This is a genomic window from Shewanella xiamenensis (assembly GCF_024971755.1).
Lineage (GTDB): Bacteria > Pseudomonadota > Gammaproteobacteria > Enterobacterales > Shewanellaceae > Shewanella > Shewanella xiamenensis.
In genome coordinates, this window is sequence record NZ_CP079717.1 from 76,510 (window position 1) to 94,148 (window position 17,639).

The following is a 17,639-nucleotide window of genomic DNA, read 5'->3' on the forward strand; positions in this document are numbered from 1 at the left end:
AATTTTTCCATTCGAAAATTATTAACTGTGTATTCCTAATATCCCATGGCTTCACAGACGCGCAATCCTTGTGCTCATCCTGCATTTTTGCGATAATTATCATAAAGTTGCTTAAAATCTCGACTCATCTTGAAGTACATCACTCCAGTATCGCTAGATTTTAAAATGGAGAGACCATTCACTTTCCCAAGTAGGTATTTTTCTTCATTAGGCATGATCGATATTTCAAAATCGAACTTCAATGGCCCTAGCTCACACTCGCTTGAGAACACCTTTGCGACTAAGTTAATATCATCGATTTCATCACGTTTGCCTTCCCTGATTGTGTGATCAGAAAAAATATCAATCCCCTGAATACCTTCTATGTCTTGATTACATATACCGCCAACTGCCACCCACTCCCCATAGACTTCATTGTGCAGTGTCGATTCAACCAAAGTCTTTCTGGCTTCTAGTTTCCACCAGCCTCCACCACCCACAACCAGCGATATAGCGATGAAGCTCACCAATGCTATTTTATTGTTCATACACACCTTCCTGAGCCAACAAACCTGCGTACAACTGCTTAAAACAATCAATGAACGTTTTGATCATGTAATAGATGTGTTGTTTGCTAACCCCACCCGTTAAATGGACGTCTACTCTATACACCGTTGCTTCGCTTTCTTTGTTAATTCGGTATAGCCGACCGATTTTTGTATTTTGATTAAATCTCGATATAAACTCACCCTCAAATCCAACAGGGAGCGTGACCATCACACCGAAAAAATCAACACCATTATGAGCAGACCAAGAGCCGTTGCTGAAAAATAGAAGTCTCGATGATTCAACGGTAATACTAAAAATGGAATCACTATCATCAAGGTCAATTTTGGCGTTACAAAAGCTAAAATCATTAAGTAAATTGATGAGTTCCCTCGTCGTTACATTCTCGATGAGTTCTGATGACGATCTCGCAGACAAATTAACAGAGACATTCGGCTTCACTTTACATTCAAGCACTTCCGATAAAAATGCGTCTTTCTTAGTTTTTTCCATAATATTTCCTTTTAAATAACGATAGCCGCAGCCAACAAGCTATAAGCCGTAATATGTTCCAAAATTCCACCTGTCGTACACAGTGATATCCCAAATCGCATTGGAATTGGCCACAATAGCGGTACGCCACTATCTGACAACATATCCCCCAGTAAATGCGAGAAGTAACCAATTAGTAATGCCATAATCAGCCAGCTTTCAGGCATCTCGAGATTAAACAGCCAAAGCACACCAACAAAAGGCCAAATCGAGTGCGTTATTTGTCGATGTCCAAATAATCCCGACAACGGCAATGAAATAAACAACACTCGGCGCCCAATTGTAGAGCCTGGATGATCTAAATCCGGGAGTAATGAGCCAAAAAATACGCAACCAATGACAACCCACACTGGCATAGCAAAATCAATATATTTCACCGCAGCGATAGCGACCGCGGTTGTCACAATCAGATGGTTGCGGAACATCACCTTAGTTCACCAAATCCATGACAGCATCAAGCGGAGTTTTCTTGGACGGAACAGCCATTGCTTGTGGTTCCTTCTCAGCAGGAGGAGTGGCTCGACTGGTTGCCCCTGACAACACTTTATTTTGCTGATCCATTAACTCTAATTTCCGCGCATGATCACGTTCTTCATCTTGCGATTTTCGATCACGCTTGGCCTCTAGACGACGCTCTAAATCGTTAAATGCTTCTAATTCTTTGGCATCTTGCGAATCAGCCTTAATGCTCTGCAGAACCTTATTAAACTCATCAAATGGCAGCTTTAATAACGTGAAAGCCTGGAATTTGCCATCGGGCAACACCATCACTTTTTGGTCAACAAGGTCATATCCGACAATCGGCACTGAATCCACCAGCTTATCGATTAAGAACTGGCTAGCTTGCACTAAATTACCCGCCGCGTCTTCACGCTCATAAGAACGTTCTGAGCCAGAGAGCTCTTGTCGATAATTCTTAGCCAACTCAAACTCAGCCTGTAAACGGGCCTTTTTAACTGCGAGGTGCATGTCTTTAGATGATGCTGCACCTACCCCTACCAAGCCATAACCATCATTTTTAGGCGGGGCGATATACCAATCTGGGGCACTATCAAGCTTTGCCTTAGCTTCTTCAACGGCAATGTCCTTTAATGCTTCTTGTTGTTTTGCGTATTTTTCCACTGGATCAGAAGCACAACCCACCAACACAAAGGCAACGGCTAACGCGATAGATAATTTTTTCATTGTTAAATTCCTTTAATAAAAACCGATTCTTCGGGTCTGATATCGCAAAAAGTTTCCAGCTGTATTCATCCACTTGCTTGTATTTGTATCGAATTCTTCCTCCTGTACCCTGAAGCTAATTTTTATTCCATCCTCGGCGTCTTTCTCAGGCATGTAAGCCGACAATGTGATGTCATCCAACCAAATATTACTAATATTGACTTTAAACTTTTCCTTACCTATGTTGATTTGCAACCAGTAAGCCGTTCTCGACAACTCTCGAAACGCATTGTCAAAAGGTTCCGGTTGCAGCGGCATTTCAGGAGTAAGCAGGTTTTGCTTGTGCGATTGATAAAAACGCGAGTCTCCAAAAGCGAATCCTTTCGAAATTCCGCATCGAACCTGCTCTTCTTCGTCTATAAACGACCTTTCCCCCGGATATCGATAAGGCAGAAATTCATATAATGAGGGTCCACAATATTTGGGTACCAATAATTCCTTCACCTCAATTGATGCATTGCTTTGATTAGGGTTAAGTAATGCGTCACATCCGAAAAAGAACTTTTTACAATTTTTAATAACATTTTCATTAGCCGCTATCGGATACCATGCGTCTTTAACGCCCCCCTTTCTTTCAATCGTAACCCTGACTTTAACTTCCGCAACTGAGTGCTCAAGTGGAATGATATCAATCACTTGGTAATTAATGACTGGATTCGCCATGAAAGGGAATACAAACTGCTTATACGCGGAAACTATCTCTGATTTTAATTTTTCGCTTGGGGTTTTCCCTTCTCGATGCGCTCGCAACTGTTCCTTAACCACATCACCGTCTACAATCCCTAGCCTACTGTTCAATTTGGCGTAATAGTCAGCAACGATCACAGAGTCAAGCGTGCTTAACGCAAGGTTCATCTTCATTTTGTCTAACACCGCAACCAGCTTTTGATAGTCGGCATTGAGGTCATCGATAGCTGACTCCATCAGTTTTTCACGTTTTTCACTGTAAACCTTCGACTTCATCGCTGAAATATCAACTGTGACATCGGCAATCACATTTACACTCACATGATCATCTTCCAACGCTTTCACGTACCGCGTATTGGTAACTGAGACATTAGCACCTTGGGCAATAACGCCTTTTTCTAACATCTCATCGGTCCGACTATCGTAACTTGTTGTGTGCGAGACAAATTTAGGGGTCATTGTTACAGCTTTTATCTGCAACAATGACTCAGCCCGATAAACAGCCTGCTGTACCGTCTCGCTATCACTCATTAGCACAGAAACTTCCATGTCCTTATATTCATAAATGTTCGGATCTTCAGCGCAAACCTTGCCCGTACTAAGCAACAGTATTGATAGCCCTAGTAATGTAAATTTCATCTGGCCCCCTCATTTTCAATTAATCCGTTATATCAAAGAAAATTGCACATAAATCTCAGTTCAGAATTGATTTAAGACGTGCTAATAAAAAATCTTCCTCACCAACCATTGTATCTCTATTTAAAAACGCGCAACTGCAATGTATCTATCTGATTTACGGTCAGTTGCCTGTTTTTAGATTGATGCGATAGTGATGACAAGAAGTGAACGAATTAGAGGTTATTTATGGGCGCACCGTTGATACAAACAACATCGTTAGATTGGCAAGACATGATCCAACCAGCATATACCGCATCTGGCAAACCTAACTTTTTGGATGCTCAAGGTGAAATCGTTGAAGGGATTTACACTGACATGCCTAACGAGGTCTATCACGCCTTGGACGCCCACAGCTCTACAGGCATCAAGACATTCGCTAAAGGACGTCACTACTACTTTCGTCAGTATCTATCCGATGTGTGTCGTTTAAGAACCAAGCAACAAGAATACACATTCGACGCAGGTACGTTCGGACACATGAGAGTATTAGAGCCTGAGAATTTCCATGGAAACTTCATGCGTAATCCTGTGCCAGAAGATTTTCCCGATGTAGAGTTGATTGAATCCATTCCGCAACTAAAGGCTGCATTAGCTAAAAACAATTTACCTGTATCTGGTGCAAAAGCCGTACTGGTTGAACGTCTTTACGCATTTGACCCCACATTGCCATTGTTCGAAAAATTGCGTGAACAGTTAATTGTCAATTTTTTAGACCAGCGTTATGCCAAATATCTACGAACCGATGCTGAACTGGATGAAATGGCGTACTTCTATGGAATAGATACATCACAGACGCGTGAAAAGAAAATAGAAGAAATTCTTGCGATTAGCCCTTCTCAACCGATTTGGGAAAATTTAATCAACCATCACGTTATCGATCACATTGTATGGGACGATGCCATACGAGTAGAACGCAGCACTCGCGCCCACCCAAAAGCGGATTGGCTACTCAGTGATGGTTACGCTGAATTAACTATTATCGCCCGTTGCCCAACCACAGGACTGTTACTCAAAGTCCGTTTCGATTGGCTACGCAATGATGCCATTGCTGTAGATTTAAAGACAACTCTTTCAACCAACCCGACCAAGTTTGCCTATCAAGTTAGAGATCTTCGATATGATCTTCAGCAGGTATTTTACTGCTACGTCGCGAACCTTGCAGGCATCCCAGTTAAACACTTTTGCTTTATTGCAACGGAATATAAGGACGCTGACAACTGTGAAACATTTGAGCTGTCTAGCAAAAAAATCATTGAATCCACTGAAGAAATGTTCGATTTGCTAGATGAGTTTAAGGAAGCACTGACTAGCGGCAATTGGTACGGACATGATCGTAGTCGTTCGACTTGGGTTATAGAGGTTTAACTGTAGTTGCGGGATTAACAGCACAGTTTAATCTGGCTATATCAGTTTAAGGAGTTCACCATGCAAACCGCACAAGTCAAATTGTCAGTACCGCACCAGCAGGTTTTCCAAGATAATTTTAATTACTTGTCTTCACAGATTGTTGGCCATCAGGTCGATCTCAATGAGGAAATCGGCTATCTCAACCAAATCGTGTTTAATTCGCTTGCGACCACCTCCCCTTTGGATGTCGCCGCATCATGGTCAGTGTATAGGCTATTACTCAACGTTTGCCGTTTAGGGCTCTCACTTGATCCAGAAAAAAAACTGGCTTATGTGATCCCATCGCTGTCTGAAACTGGCGAGAAAATAATGAAACTGTATCCTGGCTATCGCGGAGAAATTGCCATCGCGTCCAACGCAAATGTACTCAAAAATGCTAATGCCGTTCTGGTTTATGAAAATGACCATTTTCGCATTCAAGCAGCCACCGGAGAAATTGAGCATTTTGTGACGTCGTTGTCGATTGATCCCCGCGTCCGTGGTGCATGTTCTGGAGGGTACTGCCGTAGTGTACTGATGGACGGTTCTGTGCTTATGTCCTATTTAAGCATCGAAGAAATGGATAGCATTGCACAACATCAAATCGAAGCGAACATGGGTAATACCCCTTGGAATAGTATTTGGAGAACAGAAATGAACCGGGTCGCTTTGTACCGCCGCGCAGCAAAAGATTGGCGTCAGCTAATCAAGGCTACCCCTGAAATGCAATCCTCGTTGTTAGATACTGAATTTTAGGAGTTCCCTATGGATATTATTCAAACCACCATTAATGACATTAGCAATATGTTTTCGCTTAACGATTCAGAAATGCAGTCTATCAACCAATTTTTATCGACGTCTTTGGATAGTCGGTTTCAATTTGGTCATGAGTTTTTCTTGCTAAAGGATGTGGTGCCTACCACGCTACTCGAAGCTGTTACCCCTTATGTTCATGCTGGCTTGCAAATTGATACCAACACGATGGAACTGCAAGCGCGTTATCACGAATCAAAATTCAGGTTTGAGTTTGAACTAGACTATTCTTTTGCTGGTTTAACCGCGTTATTACTAGAGCATTCAAGCATTGCAAAGATTGTAGTTAACCCTGTTTACGAGAATGATACGCTGCAAATCAATCACGCATCTCAAGAAGTGCATCACACAGTTGCCGTTGAACCCAGTGAGTTGCATGGACTGTATTGCATTATCGATTTAGACAATGGCCAATCGTTCTTTGCACAAATGTCAGCTGAAGAAGCATCGCAAGCCATGTACGCTAACATTCACGACCGACTCAATGGTGTGAACCCGTATATCACTAACACTAAAAAATTGATGTTCTACAAAGCCTCTTGCCTACGTCGTGGACTTAAAGCGATTTCAGCAATGCAGAACAACGGTGATCTCGACATTGTATCCACGTTGCTTAATTTGCATGACCGTCAATTCCATAAAGCCAAAGCATTGCGAAAAGTTATGCCTTTAAATCACTACAAGTTTCGCGGTTGCTCTAAACAACCCAGTACCATTGACCAGCTCTTTAAAAACAACCAAGGCAATGTGGTAATCCCGTTTGCCCCACTCGGTCAGAAGTCGGTTACAAAAAACGAACCACTGCCGCCAGCTAACAGCGAAGACTTCATTGCATGGGGATCTGACGTCATGGGCGTGGGGTTTTAATTATGCCTGATTACGAATTCATTGAAAAAATCACTGTGCTACAGCACTCGGAAACAAAGAACATTGTTCGATTGATGATCGAACACGATGGCAACCGCAACTATGGTTTGCAATGTTCTACCGTCACCAATGGCAAAACACGCCATTTTTATAACAACAAAATTTGGCATTCTGTGTATCAAATTAAAGATGAACTTGAATGCCGGGTATCTCAGTATGAAGAAAAGGGGTTCGACGTTGTAACTGAGATCTCTTTGGCCCCAAATAAAAATGCCACAAAGCCAACCGCCTTCTGCTTTACTGACGAAGTTTCGATTGTAGTCAACAACAACGTACTGCCTATTTCAGCTAAAGACATCCCTTTAAAAATAGAATGTAGCTTTCATAAGTTAGATCTCATTGATTTGCGTTACAACACTCAGGTTTACGAACCTACAATAAAAAATTACTTTGAAAGCATAAGGGTAAATATCGACTTTTTGCCGTTTGATATGGTTGCTGTAGTGGATGGTAACCAGATCAAGGTATTATCTCTCGAGTTTAAGTCAAAACCTACACCTCTAAATGCATTCCACTATTTGCGCTCTTTGTCGAAGAATATCACTACTTTCGACATGGTGGATGCAAATACCTTACTACTCGATGAAGCTGCAGGCATGAACTTTGCCTACTATGCTGATAATCAATTGATTTTCTGCATTACTCAATCCTGGGTGAATGCTAAGGTCTATATTGAAAAGCCAACATACTCATCAACCTGCAAAGTATTCAGTGTTCGTGACGAACAATTTTGTCAGATTTATCAAGGTGAGATAGCTAACGTGACTCGCTCAGGAAATGCCGAAGTGAAATACTCTATTGTGGATGGAAAACCCTCGGAGTTTTTATTCCTCAAATTTCTTGGATTTGAAGAGAAAATCTCATCTATTTAACCGAGTAGCGCCTTTTAAAGGCTGTGTAACTATATAGAAATACAGCAATTAGTCATTTAAGAGGCGTTCCTATGTTTACTTTCCCTTTAGACCAAAAATCTCGTATTCAGTCAATTTGCAGCCATGCCACCAGCAAAATTAACCCTATCTTTGAGCAAGTGCTAATCGAGGCCGATGCCAGTGCCAATATGATTCGTTTTAGCGCCTCTAACGGCTCTCAATTTAATTCTTTTAAACTTGAAGCAATGGTAATTGAAACTTGCTCATTCACCCTGTCAGCCAAACGGTTGGCAACCGTGTTAAGTGCTCTCGCTGCTGATACTGCTAAATTCGAGCTAAAAGATGGTATGGCCATCATCAAAAGTGGTAAAAGCCGACTCAAATCTCCTGCAAGCCCTGCTATTGATTACCCTGACGCGCCTACCGTGATTGAATCTCAGGCTTCAATTATTTGCAATATTTCAGAGTTATCAGCCCTATTTAATACTGCGGCTTACGCGGTCGCTAAAGGGGATGTTCGTACCTACTTGTGCCATGTTAATGTTTCAATAGAAGCCCAAACGGTAAAGGTTTGCGCGACTGATGGACACCGATTAAGCCAACTGACCCATGAGAATTTAACTTGTAGTGGCAATGGTAGCTATCTCGTTCCTACGTCCTTGATTTCCGCCGTGTTAGCGCAATCGCTGCCACCAGAAACACAAGTTGTCATTTCATTTGATGAACAACGCGCTTCGATTACAAGTAGTGATACGTCTGTCATATCAGTTTTAGGTGAAGGTCGTTACCCCGATGTAAATAGAGTAATTCCCAATAGAACTGGCGGGTTTGTTTCCTTCAATTTAGACGATCTGAAACACACTATTAAACGCTTTCATGCTGTCGCCAGCCTTGAGAAAAATCCCATACTTCGATTCGACATAGATAGAGAAGTTGTATTGTCTGTTTCAAGTATTGATGAAGCCAATTCATTTGCAGAAACAATTGACCATGTTGAATTGCACTGTCCCGCGATAACCATTGGAGTGAACCCTAGTTACCTTGCTGATGCCCTTGCAAAACAAGGGGGTGACACAGTAACTTTTTACTTCAACCAGTCAACAGCGATTTTGATCACTTGTGGCATACATGAATTGATCACTCTAGTCATGCCCGTTCGTTGTTGATTTGAACTGATCAGAGCAATTGATAAAGTCTATAAAACATAGGCTTTATCACAACTAACAGGTCGTTGAAGCTCAATTTGAACATCTGGTGTTGGAGTAGTCTCAATCCTTGGGGTGACTTGTTCGAGACTTATCCTTGGTGTTTTCTGTTGCAACATCATAGCTTTTAAAGAGCCGCCATTTCCGCCTCTAATGACGCTATCGCAACTTTGATAGCGTTATATCGCTCCAGCATTTTCATTATGACCTGTCGTGTCATTTCACAGTCATTCACCGCATTATGAGCTTCTGCGCCCCAGGCTAAACCTGACTCTTCAACACAGGTCGCAAGCGAAATGGTACCGTAACGATTTGTACTTCCAAAAACTGAGGCAGCTAATGCCATAGCACAATAGGTTGATAAGCTCCTTATCCACTCAGTATTCAAATTAAATGCTTTTGACGTTTGTTCTAATAATCGAATATCGAACTCTTTATTGAAAATAATCACTGTCTTATCACGCAAGATTTCAGCTATGGAATCCACTTGCGATGGCCATTTGGGTCGAGAAGACAACGAATCAGCACTGATACCATGAATATCTTGGGCATATTCATTGATAGCCACAGAGGGCTTAAACCGCTTATCGTAGAGCACTCGCCCTTGAATATCGATAATAGCCAACTCGATGATCTGATCTTGTTTTTCTAAGCCAGTGGTTTCACTATCCAAATAAACCACTCTTTCTGGTTGTTGTAGCAAAACCGTCAATCGTTCAATCGCTTGGTTGCTAGGACTTCTTAACTTCGCTTTTAATCCGCTAATCTTTCTTGCCAGCAATACTTTTTTGGACGGTTCTATCGAATTTCTAGCTCGCAATGGCACACAATCAGCGACAAGATATATCGGATTTTTGGCGCGATTGTAAGGCGATTTAACCCATTTATGCGGTTTGGCATCGACACTCGGCTTCATGCGTAGTTCCGTCCGCAAACGCGATACGCCAAACGCCAATTCCTTTTCGATAGCCTCTTTTCGCAAGAGTTCAATCTCAGCTTTATCAATGGCCAATGCACTTACCTCGCTTTCAAATAAACTAAAAAAGTGCTGCAAATGATTGCAGCACTTTTTTCGATTTAATTACTTATTGTTGAGCCTAGACTCTTTAAGGCATCGGCAAAACAATGGCCAATCTGAAAACTTCATCGCCGGCATCTTAACTCTCTGCCCCTTTGCAATTTTTTCTGCAACTGCTACCATCGCACTTACTGACATGATGAACCTCCTTCACTTGTTGGTATGGCGGCGAACATGAGCTACTTGGCGGTTGAGCATGTTCGTCGTTTTGTTTTAGCACTGAGTTATGTTTTTGGTGCTAATACTTCAATAATAAATTGCTCTATTTTGGCTAACTCTTCTTTAGTTGCTCTCGATATTTCAAAAACCTGCTTAACTCCACTGCTACGAGTTTTTACCCACTTATCCTTGCTAATATCGATAATTTTTCGCGGTTTTTCGGTGTTGGTTTTCTTGCTTAAACCTGCGGCATCCACAATAAAGTCCATCGTCTCCTTGTAGGATGTTCCAGGCTTAATGTCTAATCCTTCAACAAAACTCTCTAGCTCTGATTGCGTGGCGTATTTTTTAGCTACCTTTTTTAATATCGTATAGCTGCCATCGCCCAACTCTTTTTGATCTTCAAATAGTGCTATCAAAATACTTGGCACTGACCAAGCCTTCATACATCGGTCGAATTTACTTTTGCTTATTTCTTCTTCAAAAATAATTTCTTCTTCGGTCATGGGCGATGTTGGATGATTCAATAAAGACTCATAGTAAGCACCGTGATCGCGCAACGAATGTTCTTCCGCACTTTGCAGTTCTTTAATTAACCCCTTAACTTCTTGATTCGTTAAGTCTTCTGTGCAGTACATTACCCGTAAAGGTCTATGGGCTTCGATGGCTGCAGCTCGTCTGCGAGAGCCGTCGTAGAAGTAATATATGCCGTCAATTAGTATTGCAATACAACTCTGATACTGTTGACGCCTGATAGAGTTAACCAATGATTTACTCTTCAGCTCGTTTTGTACGCGCCGGTTATGCTCATTAACTTTAGTTAGACGTTCTACATCTTCGGCAGGAATAGTGATCTCTGTAAAGGTCACTTTGCGGCCAGAGATTAATGTCCAAACCGTAGGCTGATCGGCTTTTTCAGCCTGTTTCTCAGCCATAAGTTTCGTCACCTCTTCGGTTATCGAGGTTCCACGTTTTTGCCTTAATAGTTTCGCATTCATTGCTGACGGCTCCTGATTAATTGTGTACGCGCAAAAAATGAACGGGCGAAAGTGTAAATGGCATCTTGAGAAGATTTAAGCGCACTTCGCCCTCCATCGTACATAGTCGGGTCGACTGAAATTACAGTGTCCAGTGTCACACCACAACGCTGAAAACCAGATAGTTCCGGAATGTGTGCGTCTAACATTTTCTCACCCAAACAGAGTGTTGCACCAGATAAAGACTCCTGATGCTGCATGATGTGAGAACTAAATTTATTCATAAAACCCATCAATTCCTTGCCTGAGACATCAATCCCTTGCTTACTCAGGTATTTCAATAACAGGGGTAGTTGCGATAGGTATTTTAATGACGAATGAAAATCAACAGGTGCAGGTGGAAGAGGTGTCACGAGCAGATCAGCCGCGACGATACCGTTTAATAAGGAAAAATCCAAATGTGGCCCGCTATCGACAGCAAGGATATCGAAGTCACCTAGCAGTTTTTCAATGACATTCTCTTTCAATAACGAATGTGGCTCTTGGTTATCAAGTTTTTCCTCACAGAGCTCCAGCCATGATGTCGTTAAAAACGCATCATCAATCGCAGCAGGCATGATATACACGCCCGGCACGTCGGTTTCGAAGATGTAATCACGTAACAGGTCTTCTCGCGTTAGTTCTTTAGTAAACATCGCTTTGGCCGTTGTAAATGGTTGCCCACCAATAGCAAGGTTGCTTTTATAAAACATAGTTGCACTTGCTTGAGGGTCTAAATCAAATACGATCACCCGCAAATCATGATGAATTAATGTAGGTTCCGTCCTTAACGCATGGGCAGTATTGACACAGGCAGAAGTTTTACCAGAACCACCTTTCAAGTTGTTGAAATAAAGAACAAACCCTTTGCTATGAGTGTTGCGATATTTGGGTACTTTCCGTTGCTCATAAATCGCAATGACATCCATCAGGCTAAATGAATCCAGATTGCCATTATCTTTACGTTTGAACTCGTAACCCTGAGCTTCGAGTTCAGTCATCGCCTTTTCAACTGCATTTCGGGATAGGTATGGGAAAGACTCGATGGTTTTTTTCGAATATCTCATGTGAAACTCAGGCTTGCAAAACTCTTTCTTTAAGTCCAACACCTGCTTATTCATAACTTCTAAATACGTATCTGCTTTACTCGATATAAAGTCGAAATCTTTAATTTCCATACACCCCCCTTATGCTAATGGCACGATACTAATACACATCAAACGAGCGTTCAACACGAAAATCGAGGTTTTACACAAAAAACGTGCACAAAACCGAAACGCTCACAAAGATAAATTGGCGAGCCATAAACGCAGTTAGTAAAACTCTTGAATAAACAGCTAAAAAATCAAAAAATTCGCAAATCAAAAACCATCAATAACATACTGTATTTTAAGGATTTATACCGATTTCAGCATAAAAAATTCGCCCCGAATTTCGCAAGGGATTTTACGTCACCTTCACGGATGGAATGCTACGTTGATACAACCAAAACTGGTTGTTGAACTGCAACAATCGAAAAGGTGACGCCCTTCTCTAGCCATCAAGGATTCGTGCTTGTCGTGAAGGAAATCGCAATGTCCACGCATTGGCTCATGGGATATTGACAGTGTTTAAGTGTAACAATGATTCTGTTCAAGGTGGACTTTCTGTAATTACTAACAACCCATTTTTACATTAAACCTTTGCATTCATAGCCCCAACCAACAACCAATTACCACTGCCTACAAAGATATTCTTCAACATGGAAAAGCCTATCCCACCCCATAGATGATAGACAGTTGCTCGATTCTCACTCTATGCGAATCTAATCACATCGAAACGACACAACTCAATTTAACAGGTGACTATATGAATGCAGCAATCCAAACCACAGCAACACACAACACCATGCTGCCTATTAGCATGATTGACGCCCTCCCCTTTGGTAATAGCAGACGCTCACGTAATGACAATAAATTCTCTGAGCTAAAGGAAAGCATTCGCATACGTGGCGTTATTCAGCCTGTGCTTGTTCGTCCTGCCGATGACCGCTTTGAAATTGTGGCTGGTTATGGTCGCTGGATTGCCAGTAAAGAGCTTGGATTAACAGAAATTCCAGTATTGGTTAAACTTCTTTCGGACGCAGAAGCCCTTGAGCATCAAATTGAAGAAAATTTAAATCGTGAGGACTTGAATTTAGTTGACGAATGTAAGGCGGTTCAACAACTCAGTGCCTTTTATAACGGTGATCGTCAGGCTATAGCTGACCGTTTATCTTGGACAATGAGAAAAGTTAATGAAAGGGTTGAAATCTTAAAGTGTTGCGAAGAAGTGTTGGAAGCTGTTTTAGATGGTTCTATCACGGTTGGACACGCACTGTTATTAGCACCCTTCTCAACCAAGTTGCAGAAAGGCACGTTAATGAAAATCATTGATGAAAAATGGACGGTCACCTATTTACGTGAACGCGCATCTAAAGGTCAACAATATCTAAACCTAGCAAAATTTGACACTACGGCTTGTAATACCTGCCCTCATAACAGTGCCGCCCAATCAGGCTTGTTTGGTCTGGATGACCACAAAGCTGCATGTTCAAATATTAATTGCTTTAAAGAAAAAACAGCGAAATGGCTTGAAGTAAGAAAAGCGGAACTAGCAGATCAATACGGCACAGTCCTGCTCGTTCAACAGATCAATGACAATGACCGTAATACCGTAGATGCGATTACCGTTGGTGAAGAACAATTTACTACAGGATGCCAAGCCTGTGAGAAGCGTGTTGTTCTTGTAGATGACCGACTAGGCCGAGCGTTAGGGACAACCTACGAGAACCAATGTATCGACAACCTGTGTTTTTCAAAATGTGTTAAAGCATTAACGCAACCTGTAGTGACCGAGAAAGAAGACTCAATGGTTGCTCCGTTTGAAAATGAACATGGTAATACCTCTAAATCTGTAGTGGCCGAACATATTAAGACGAAAAAGCCAAAAGAAGCTAAAAAAGAAGTTAACTGTGTTGTTCCTAAGAAAGTTATAGAAACCAATAAAGCCATGCTGAGACAGACTTCTGTTGATTTACTAATGCCGAATGAGTGTTTCCAGCTTGCTATGACCTATGCAGCCCTAAAGAGACTCACCTCTAACTATAAAGCTATTAACAAAGAGCTATCTAACCCTTGCCGCTTTGAGGACACATTTAAAGCTGCTTTACGGTTGAATGTCTGCGACTTGAAAGCAGAGATCCGAAACATCACGCTCCATTTGGCATCAAAGGAATCAGATCAAACAATCAATATGACTAACATGATGATTGATAACATCACCTTTGCTACAGACGCTAAAGCGGTAGCCATAGCTAAGTGGATTCCAACGAAGGAGAACTTATCTGAATACACAATAGGCTCACTTTCAGCGTTATGTATCAAAGCTGGCGTTGATAAGGCAATGGATAGCAAAAAAGAAGGGAGCTTCAACACAGCTTCTAATGCAGGTAAAGCCAAATTTGTTGAGGCAATTCTCGCAGCCCAATTTGATTGGTCTAGATTTGCGCCTGATGAATATATTGCGTTGATCAAGTAAGTGAGGTCATTGGCAAACGGGCGTGAGAGTTGCCCGTTTGCCGACATACGGCATGATTAATTTATCCAAACCAAATCAATTTTTGAGGTCACTATGCTTAACCAACTCAATCAATTAAAAACAATCGGTGGTGCAGAGCGCATCAACTTCTCAATCCAGTTTACGGCTGATAACAAAGCTAGAGTGATCCTAACTTCTCAGATTAATGCGGCTGCAACAGGCGAACTAGCCGACTTACTTCGCACTCCAATTGTGATGATGGGGAGTCTAGCAGACATTGATATGATGCTAACCAACGAGTTGTTTAACTTGGCAGAGAAAAGCAACAACATCAAATCTCAACCACAACGAGAAGCTACTGATGATACAACTACAAACGCGCAGCCTGACGATGACGGGAATTGGGTCGATTTAGAGTTTGAAGATGATGAAGAATCTCTATAGGGAGTAATAGCATGTTGAAAATGAACACATTGACAAGAAAATTTAAAATCGGTGCTGCAACGATTACTGATCCAGCCCCTCACGCTGACTTAGATGAAGTACAGCGAATATTAACTCAACAGTTCCCAATGATCCGCCACACCCGCCTCTATTTAGAGGACGGTCAGTTAAATGAAGATGGAACAGAACTTTTATACGAATTTCAACTTATCCCTGTCAAAACTAAAGGCTAGTGATATGGATGAAATGCTAACTCAATGGGCAGCGTCAATATGCAAAGAGGTTAAACAGTCGAAACCTGTTCTACTCTTGCAAAGATTGAATACTATTCCTAGCTCACCTCAACTGGTCAAATCCCGAGATATTCCCCCTCTTGGATAACCCCCCCAACACTTTTAGCGCCTTTCGAGGCGCTTTTTTTCAGTAGCGCGATTTTGAGTCAGTTGTACTTTGTTCGTATCAGCCGATTAAGCGTACAAGGTCAACACAATGAGTCTTAACCCACCAACATTATCTAGCATGTCGAAGGTTTGGTATTCTGCCATGAACGGGACAACTGTACCCACCCTTCCCCATGATACACTCATTACCCTTAACCATCGCTATAGCGTATTTGACCGCAATATTAATAACATCGTATCCATTCTTTCGCATGGTCTGAAAATGGGCTATCTGAGCCAAGAGCAAGTAATGCTTGCTGTGAATGAGCAAGATAATATTAAGCAAATTGAAGCAATATCAAATTTGCTGGCCAAAGACTATTGGAATAATTTTACGACTCAAGTATCTGAAATAATCAATCTCCATAAAAACAACATACGCCTACTGGTCATAGACTCGCTTCAAGATAATCCAGATTTACAGCGAAACTTGCTGGAGAGTTACGATGGTATACTTGGTTTCTATGAAAAAGTTATGGATTTATCGTTATCTTTAAGCGACCCCGAAGCTGTAGGAACACATTATCAATTCGATTTTGCGGTAAAAGTCACTTTCAGGGACGCAGTAAATAGTCAATTCGACGTTCAAAAGTATGCGTTTGATCCGCACTTAAAATGTTGCCTAGTGGGACTTGTGGAAAAAATCATGCCTCATCAATTTGAATGTCCTACAGCCTACCTACACGAATCTGACAATAATTGGTTACTCGAAGAAATATGGGATGAATGCACGATTAAAAGCATTATGGACTATTTCAATGCTAAAGGTTTTAACAGCAGTGATGAAATCGACACAGAACAGATGTGTATCGATCTAAAAATAAATGACGGAGAAATGATCGACTATCTGAACGATTATGGCGTTGACTCCATTTTAGATTGTGAATATATGAACAGGTTTGTTGATGAAATCAATGGGCATTCAGGAGTCAAACTATCAACATTGCAGGAACAAAGTAAATCATTGTCAAAGAAATACCCTGAATTGACACCATTAAACAATGTGTTTTCCTATTTTGAACAAAATATCAAGCCTACCATATACCCGTTTGAAGAAGCGTCTGACGTTGATACATCAAGTCAATTTTTCTATTCATACAACCATCCAGCAGAAATTTGGTCAATAGAAAACGCAATGGAACGCTTCTACGCAATGGGTGAACTGGCCGTATTAAACATGAACTTTGATCATGACATTATTCAATACTTTAATAACTACGCCATTACGACTTGCCTCAAGAGCTTAATCATGGCGGTCATTGAGTTGCGCGATTAAGTGCTTGCCTTAACCTAGTTCTATCTCTTTAGTTACATTTGGCATGGCACTATGAATATTGAAATGACTACACCAACTTCTCTTGTAGAGCAATTCATACAAGCAAACCTCGGTGATGAAAAAGAAATCCGCAGTCAGTTGGCAATTGTGATCCACGGAAATAATACTGGTTCACGAACCTGTATTACTCGCCACAAAATTAATAATGGCAAACTGTTGTTGGGGGATGTGATTTCAATTGATGACTTAGCAGAAGCGGTAACGGATATGCAAAGTCGCAATGAATCGAATAGCCTGAATGCTTTTGCCGACTACATTGAGCCACACATTATTGCTCAAAACTCAAAAATACTAGCTTGGTATACGCCAAGAAAAGAGCAGACCCTCTTTTTAACAAAGTCGAGTGTTCTAGTGACACTTCCACCATTGCTGTACGTCTACAAACCCGCTATTGGCAATGGTATCGCTTCTCTATCCGTTTTTGCACTTGCTTCTAATAAACGACCTAATACCAACACAAAACTCTACCACGCGCCATTGATGAACATTTATCAGAATGGAAGCGTGTGTCTTGGAACGATGAAAATTCCTCAACAAATGTCAGGCAACATTATTGATGTGGTGGAGAAAGAATTTTTTGGTTCTAAATTTACCCACCCTAACCACAATCAATTAACGCGCAAGCCTGTCAACATTGAAGAATTCTATCGTCAAAAGGAAAAGTCTGGTCAACGAATACTTACTTCTGAACTTATGCCAATCAACTCCACTGTCGGGCAAATCTTGAGAGGACGTTAAT

At 41.4% G+C, this 17,639-nt stretch carries 18 protein-coding genes; 10 read left to right on the top strand and 8 right to left on the bottom strand.

Features of this window, described 5'->3' with window-relative positions; all coding sequences use genetic code 11:
• Nucleotides 1-74: 74 nt before the first annotated feature.
• The 5 genes from KXJ80_RS00430 to KXJ80_RS00450 are packed head-to-tail and all read right to left on the bottom strand — an operon-like array spanning nt 75 to nt 3,627.
• Complete coding sequence (locus KXJ80_RS00430) at nt 75-527, bottom strand: hypothetical protein (protein ID WP_069455490.1); 453 nt, start codon at nt 525-527, stop codon at nt 75-77.
• Nucleotides 517-1,038: a hypothetical protein gene (locus KXJ80_RS00435; protein ID WP_069455491.1), complete on the bottom strand. Its 522-nt coding sequence runs from the start codon at nt 1,036-1,038 to the stop codon at nt 517-519. Before KXJ80_RS00435 ends, KXJ80_RS00430 begins: the two co-directional genes overlap by 11 nt.
• 11 nt (nt 1,039-1,049) lie before the next feature.
• Complete coding sequence (locus KXJ80_RS00440; RefSeq protein WP_069455492.1) at nt 1,050-1,502, bottom strand: metal-dependent hydrolase; 453 nt, start codon at nt 1,500-1,502, stop codon at nt 1,050-1,052.
• Nucleotides 1,503-1,506: 4 nt separating this feature from the next.
• Nucleotides 1,507-2,262 (bottom strand): hypothetical protein, encoded by a 756-nt coding sequence (locus KXJ80_RS00445; RefSeq protein ID WP_069455493.1) that lies wholly within the window; start codon nt 2,260-2,262, stop codon nt 1,507-1,509.
• 12 nt (nt 2,263-2,274) lie between these two features.
• On the bottom strand, nt 2,275-3,627 hold the full coding sequence (locus KXJ80_RS00450) for a hypothetical protein (protein WP_069455494.1): 1,353 nt from the start codon (nt 3,625-3,627) through the stop codon (nt 2,275-2,277).
• A gap of 270 nt (nt 3,628-3,897) precedes the next feature.
• Between KXJ80_RS00450 and KXJ80_RS00455 the strand changes: the two genes are divergently transcribed.
• The 5 genes from KXJ80_RS00455 to dnaN all read left to right on the top strand — a co-directional run bounded on the left by KXJ80_RS00455 (nt 3,898) and on the right by dnaN (nt 8,830).
• Entirely contained in the window at nt 3,898-5,031 is a 1,134-nt protein-coding gene (locus tag KXJ80_RS00455; protein WP_167352766.1) for a PD-(D/E)XK nuclease-like domain-containing protein, read from the top strand.
• A 60-nt stretch (nt 5,032-5,091) separates the two neighbouring features.
• Complete coding sequence (locus KXJ80_RS00460; RefSeq protein WP_069455496.1) at nt 5,092-5,808, top strand: recombinase RecT; 717 nt, start codon at nt 5,092-5,094, stop codon at nt 5,806-5,808.
• Between the two features lie 9 nt (nt 5,809-5,817).
• The gene (locus tag KXJ80_RS00465) at nt 5,818-6,732 is read left to right on the top strand and encodes a recombinase RecT (protein WP_069455497.1); all 915 of its coding nucleotides are present in this window, start codon (nt 5,818-5,820) and stop codon (nt 6,730-6,732) included.
• Nucleotides 6,733-6,734: 2 nt separating this feature from the next.
• Complete coding sequence (locus tag KXJ80_RS00470; protein ID WP_069455498.1) at nt 6,735-7,664, top strand: hypothetical protein; 930 nt, start codon at nt 6,735-6,737, stop codon at nt 7,662-7,664.
• Nucleotides 7,665-7,735: 71 nt separating this feature from the next.
• On the top strand, nt 7,736-8,830 hold the full coding sequence (gene dnaN / locus KXJ80_RS00475; RefSeq protein WP_069455499.1) for a DNA polymerase III subunit beta: 1,095 nt from the start codon (nt 7,736-7,738) through the stop codon (nt 8,828-8,830).
• 166 nt (nt 8,831-8,996) lie between these two features.
• Here dnaN and KXJ80_RS00480 read toward each other — a convergent pair whose 3' ends face one another.
• The 3 genes from KXJ80_RS00480 to KXJ80_RS00490 form a co-directional block, all read right to left on the bottom strand.
• Nucleotides 8,997-9,881 carry a 3'-5' exonuclease gene (locus KXJ80_RS00480; protein ID WP_259474405.1) on the bottom strand — a complete coding sequence of 295 codons (885 nt, stop codon included), beginning with the start codon at nt 9,879-9,881 and terminating at the stop codon, nt 8,997-8,999.
• 290 nt (nt 9,882-10,171) lie between these two features.
• A complete protein-coding gene (locus tag KXJ80_RS00485; RefSeq protein ID WP_259474406.1) occupies nt 10,172-11,104 on the bottom strand; it encodes a ParB N-terminal domain-containing protein in 933 nt (310 codons plus the stop codon).
• On the bottom strand, nt 11,101-12,300 hold the full coding sequence (locus KXJ80_RS00490) for an AAA family ATPase (protein WP_259474407.1): 1,200 nt from the start codon (nt 12,298-12,300) through the stop codon (nt 11,101-11,103). The genes KXJ80_RS00485 and KXJ80_RS00490 overlap by 4 nt, the downstream gene beginning before the upstream one ends.
• A 670-nt stretch (nt 12,301-12,970) precedes the next feature.
• Between KXJ80_RS00490 and KXJ80_RS00495 the strand changes: the two genes are divergently transcribed.
• From KXJ80_RS00495 to KXJ80_RS00515, 5 genes are all read left to right on the top strand, one after another.
• The gene (locus KXJ80_RS00495) at nt 12,971-14,680 is read left to right on the top strand and encodes a PRTRC system ParB family protein (RefSeq protein WP_259474408.1); all 1,710 of its coding nucleotides are present in this window, start codon (nt 12,971-12,973) and stop codon (nt 14,678-14,680) included.
• A gap of 93 nt (nt 14,681-14,773) precedes the next feature.
• The gene (locus KXJ80_RS00500) at nt 14,774-15,124 is read left to right on the top strand and encodes a hypothetical protein (RefSeq protein WP_069455504.1); all 351 of its coding nucleotides are present in this window, start codon (nt 14,774-14,776) and stop codon (nt 15,122-15,124) included.
• Between the two features lie 11 nt (nt 15,125-15,135).
• A complete protein-coding gene (locus tag KXJ80_RS00505; RefSeq protein ID WP_069455505.1) occupies nt 15,136-15,357 on the top strand; it encodes a PRTRC system protein C in 222 nt (73 codons plus the stop codon).
• 256 nt (nt 15,358-15,613) lie between these two features.
• Nucleotides 15,614-16,840 (top strand): hypothetical protein, encoded by a 1,227-nt coding sequence (locus KXJ80_RS00510; protein WP_259474409.1) that lies wholly within the window; start codon nt 15,614-15,616, stop codon nt 16,838-16,840.
• A gap of 51 nt (nt 16,841-16,891) precedes the next feature.
• On the top strand, nt 16,892-17,638 hold the full coding sequence (locus tag KXJ80_RS00515) for a PRTRC system protein B (RefSeq protein ID WP_259474410.1): 747 nt from the start codon (nt 16,892-16,894) through the stop codon (nt 17,636-17,638).
• The last annotated feature ends 1 nt before the right edge of the window (nt 17,639 follow it).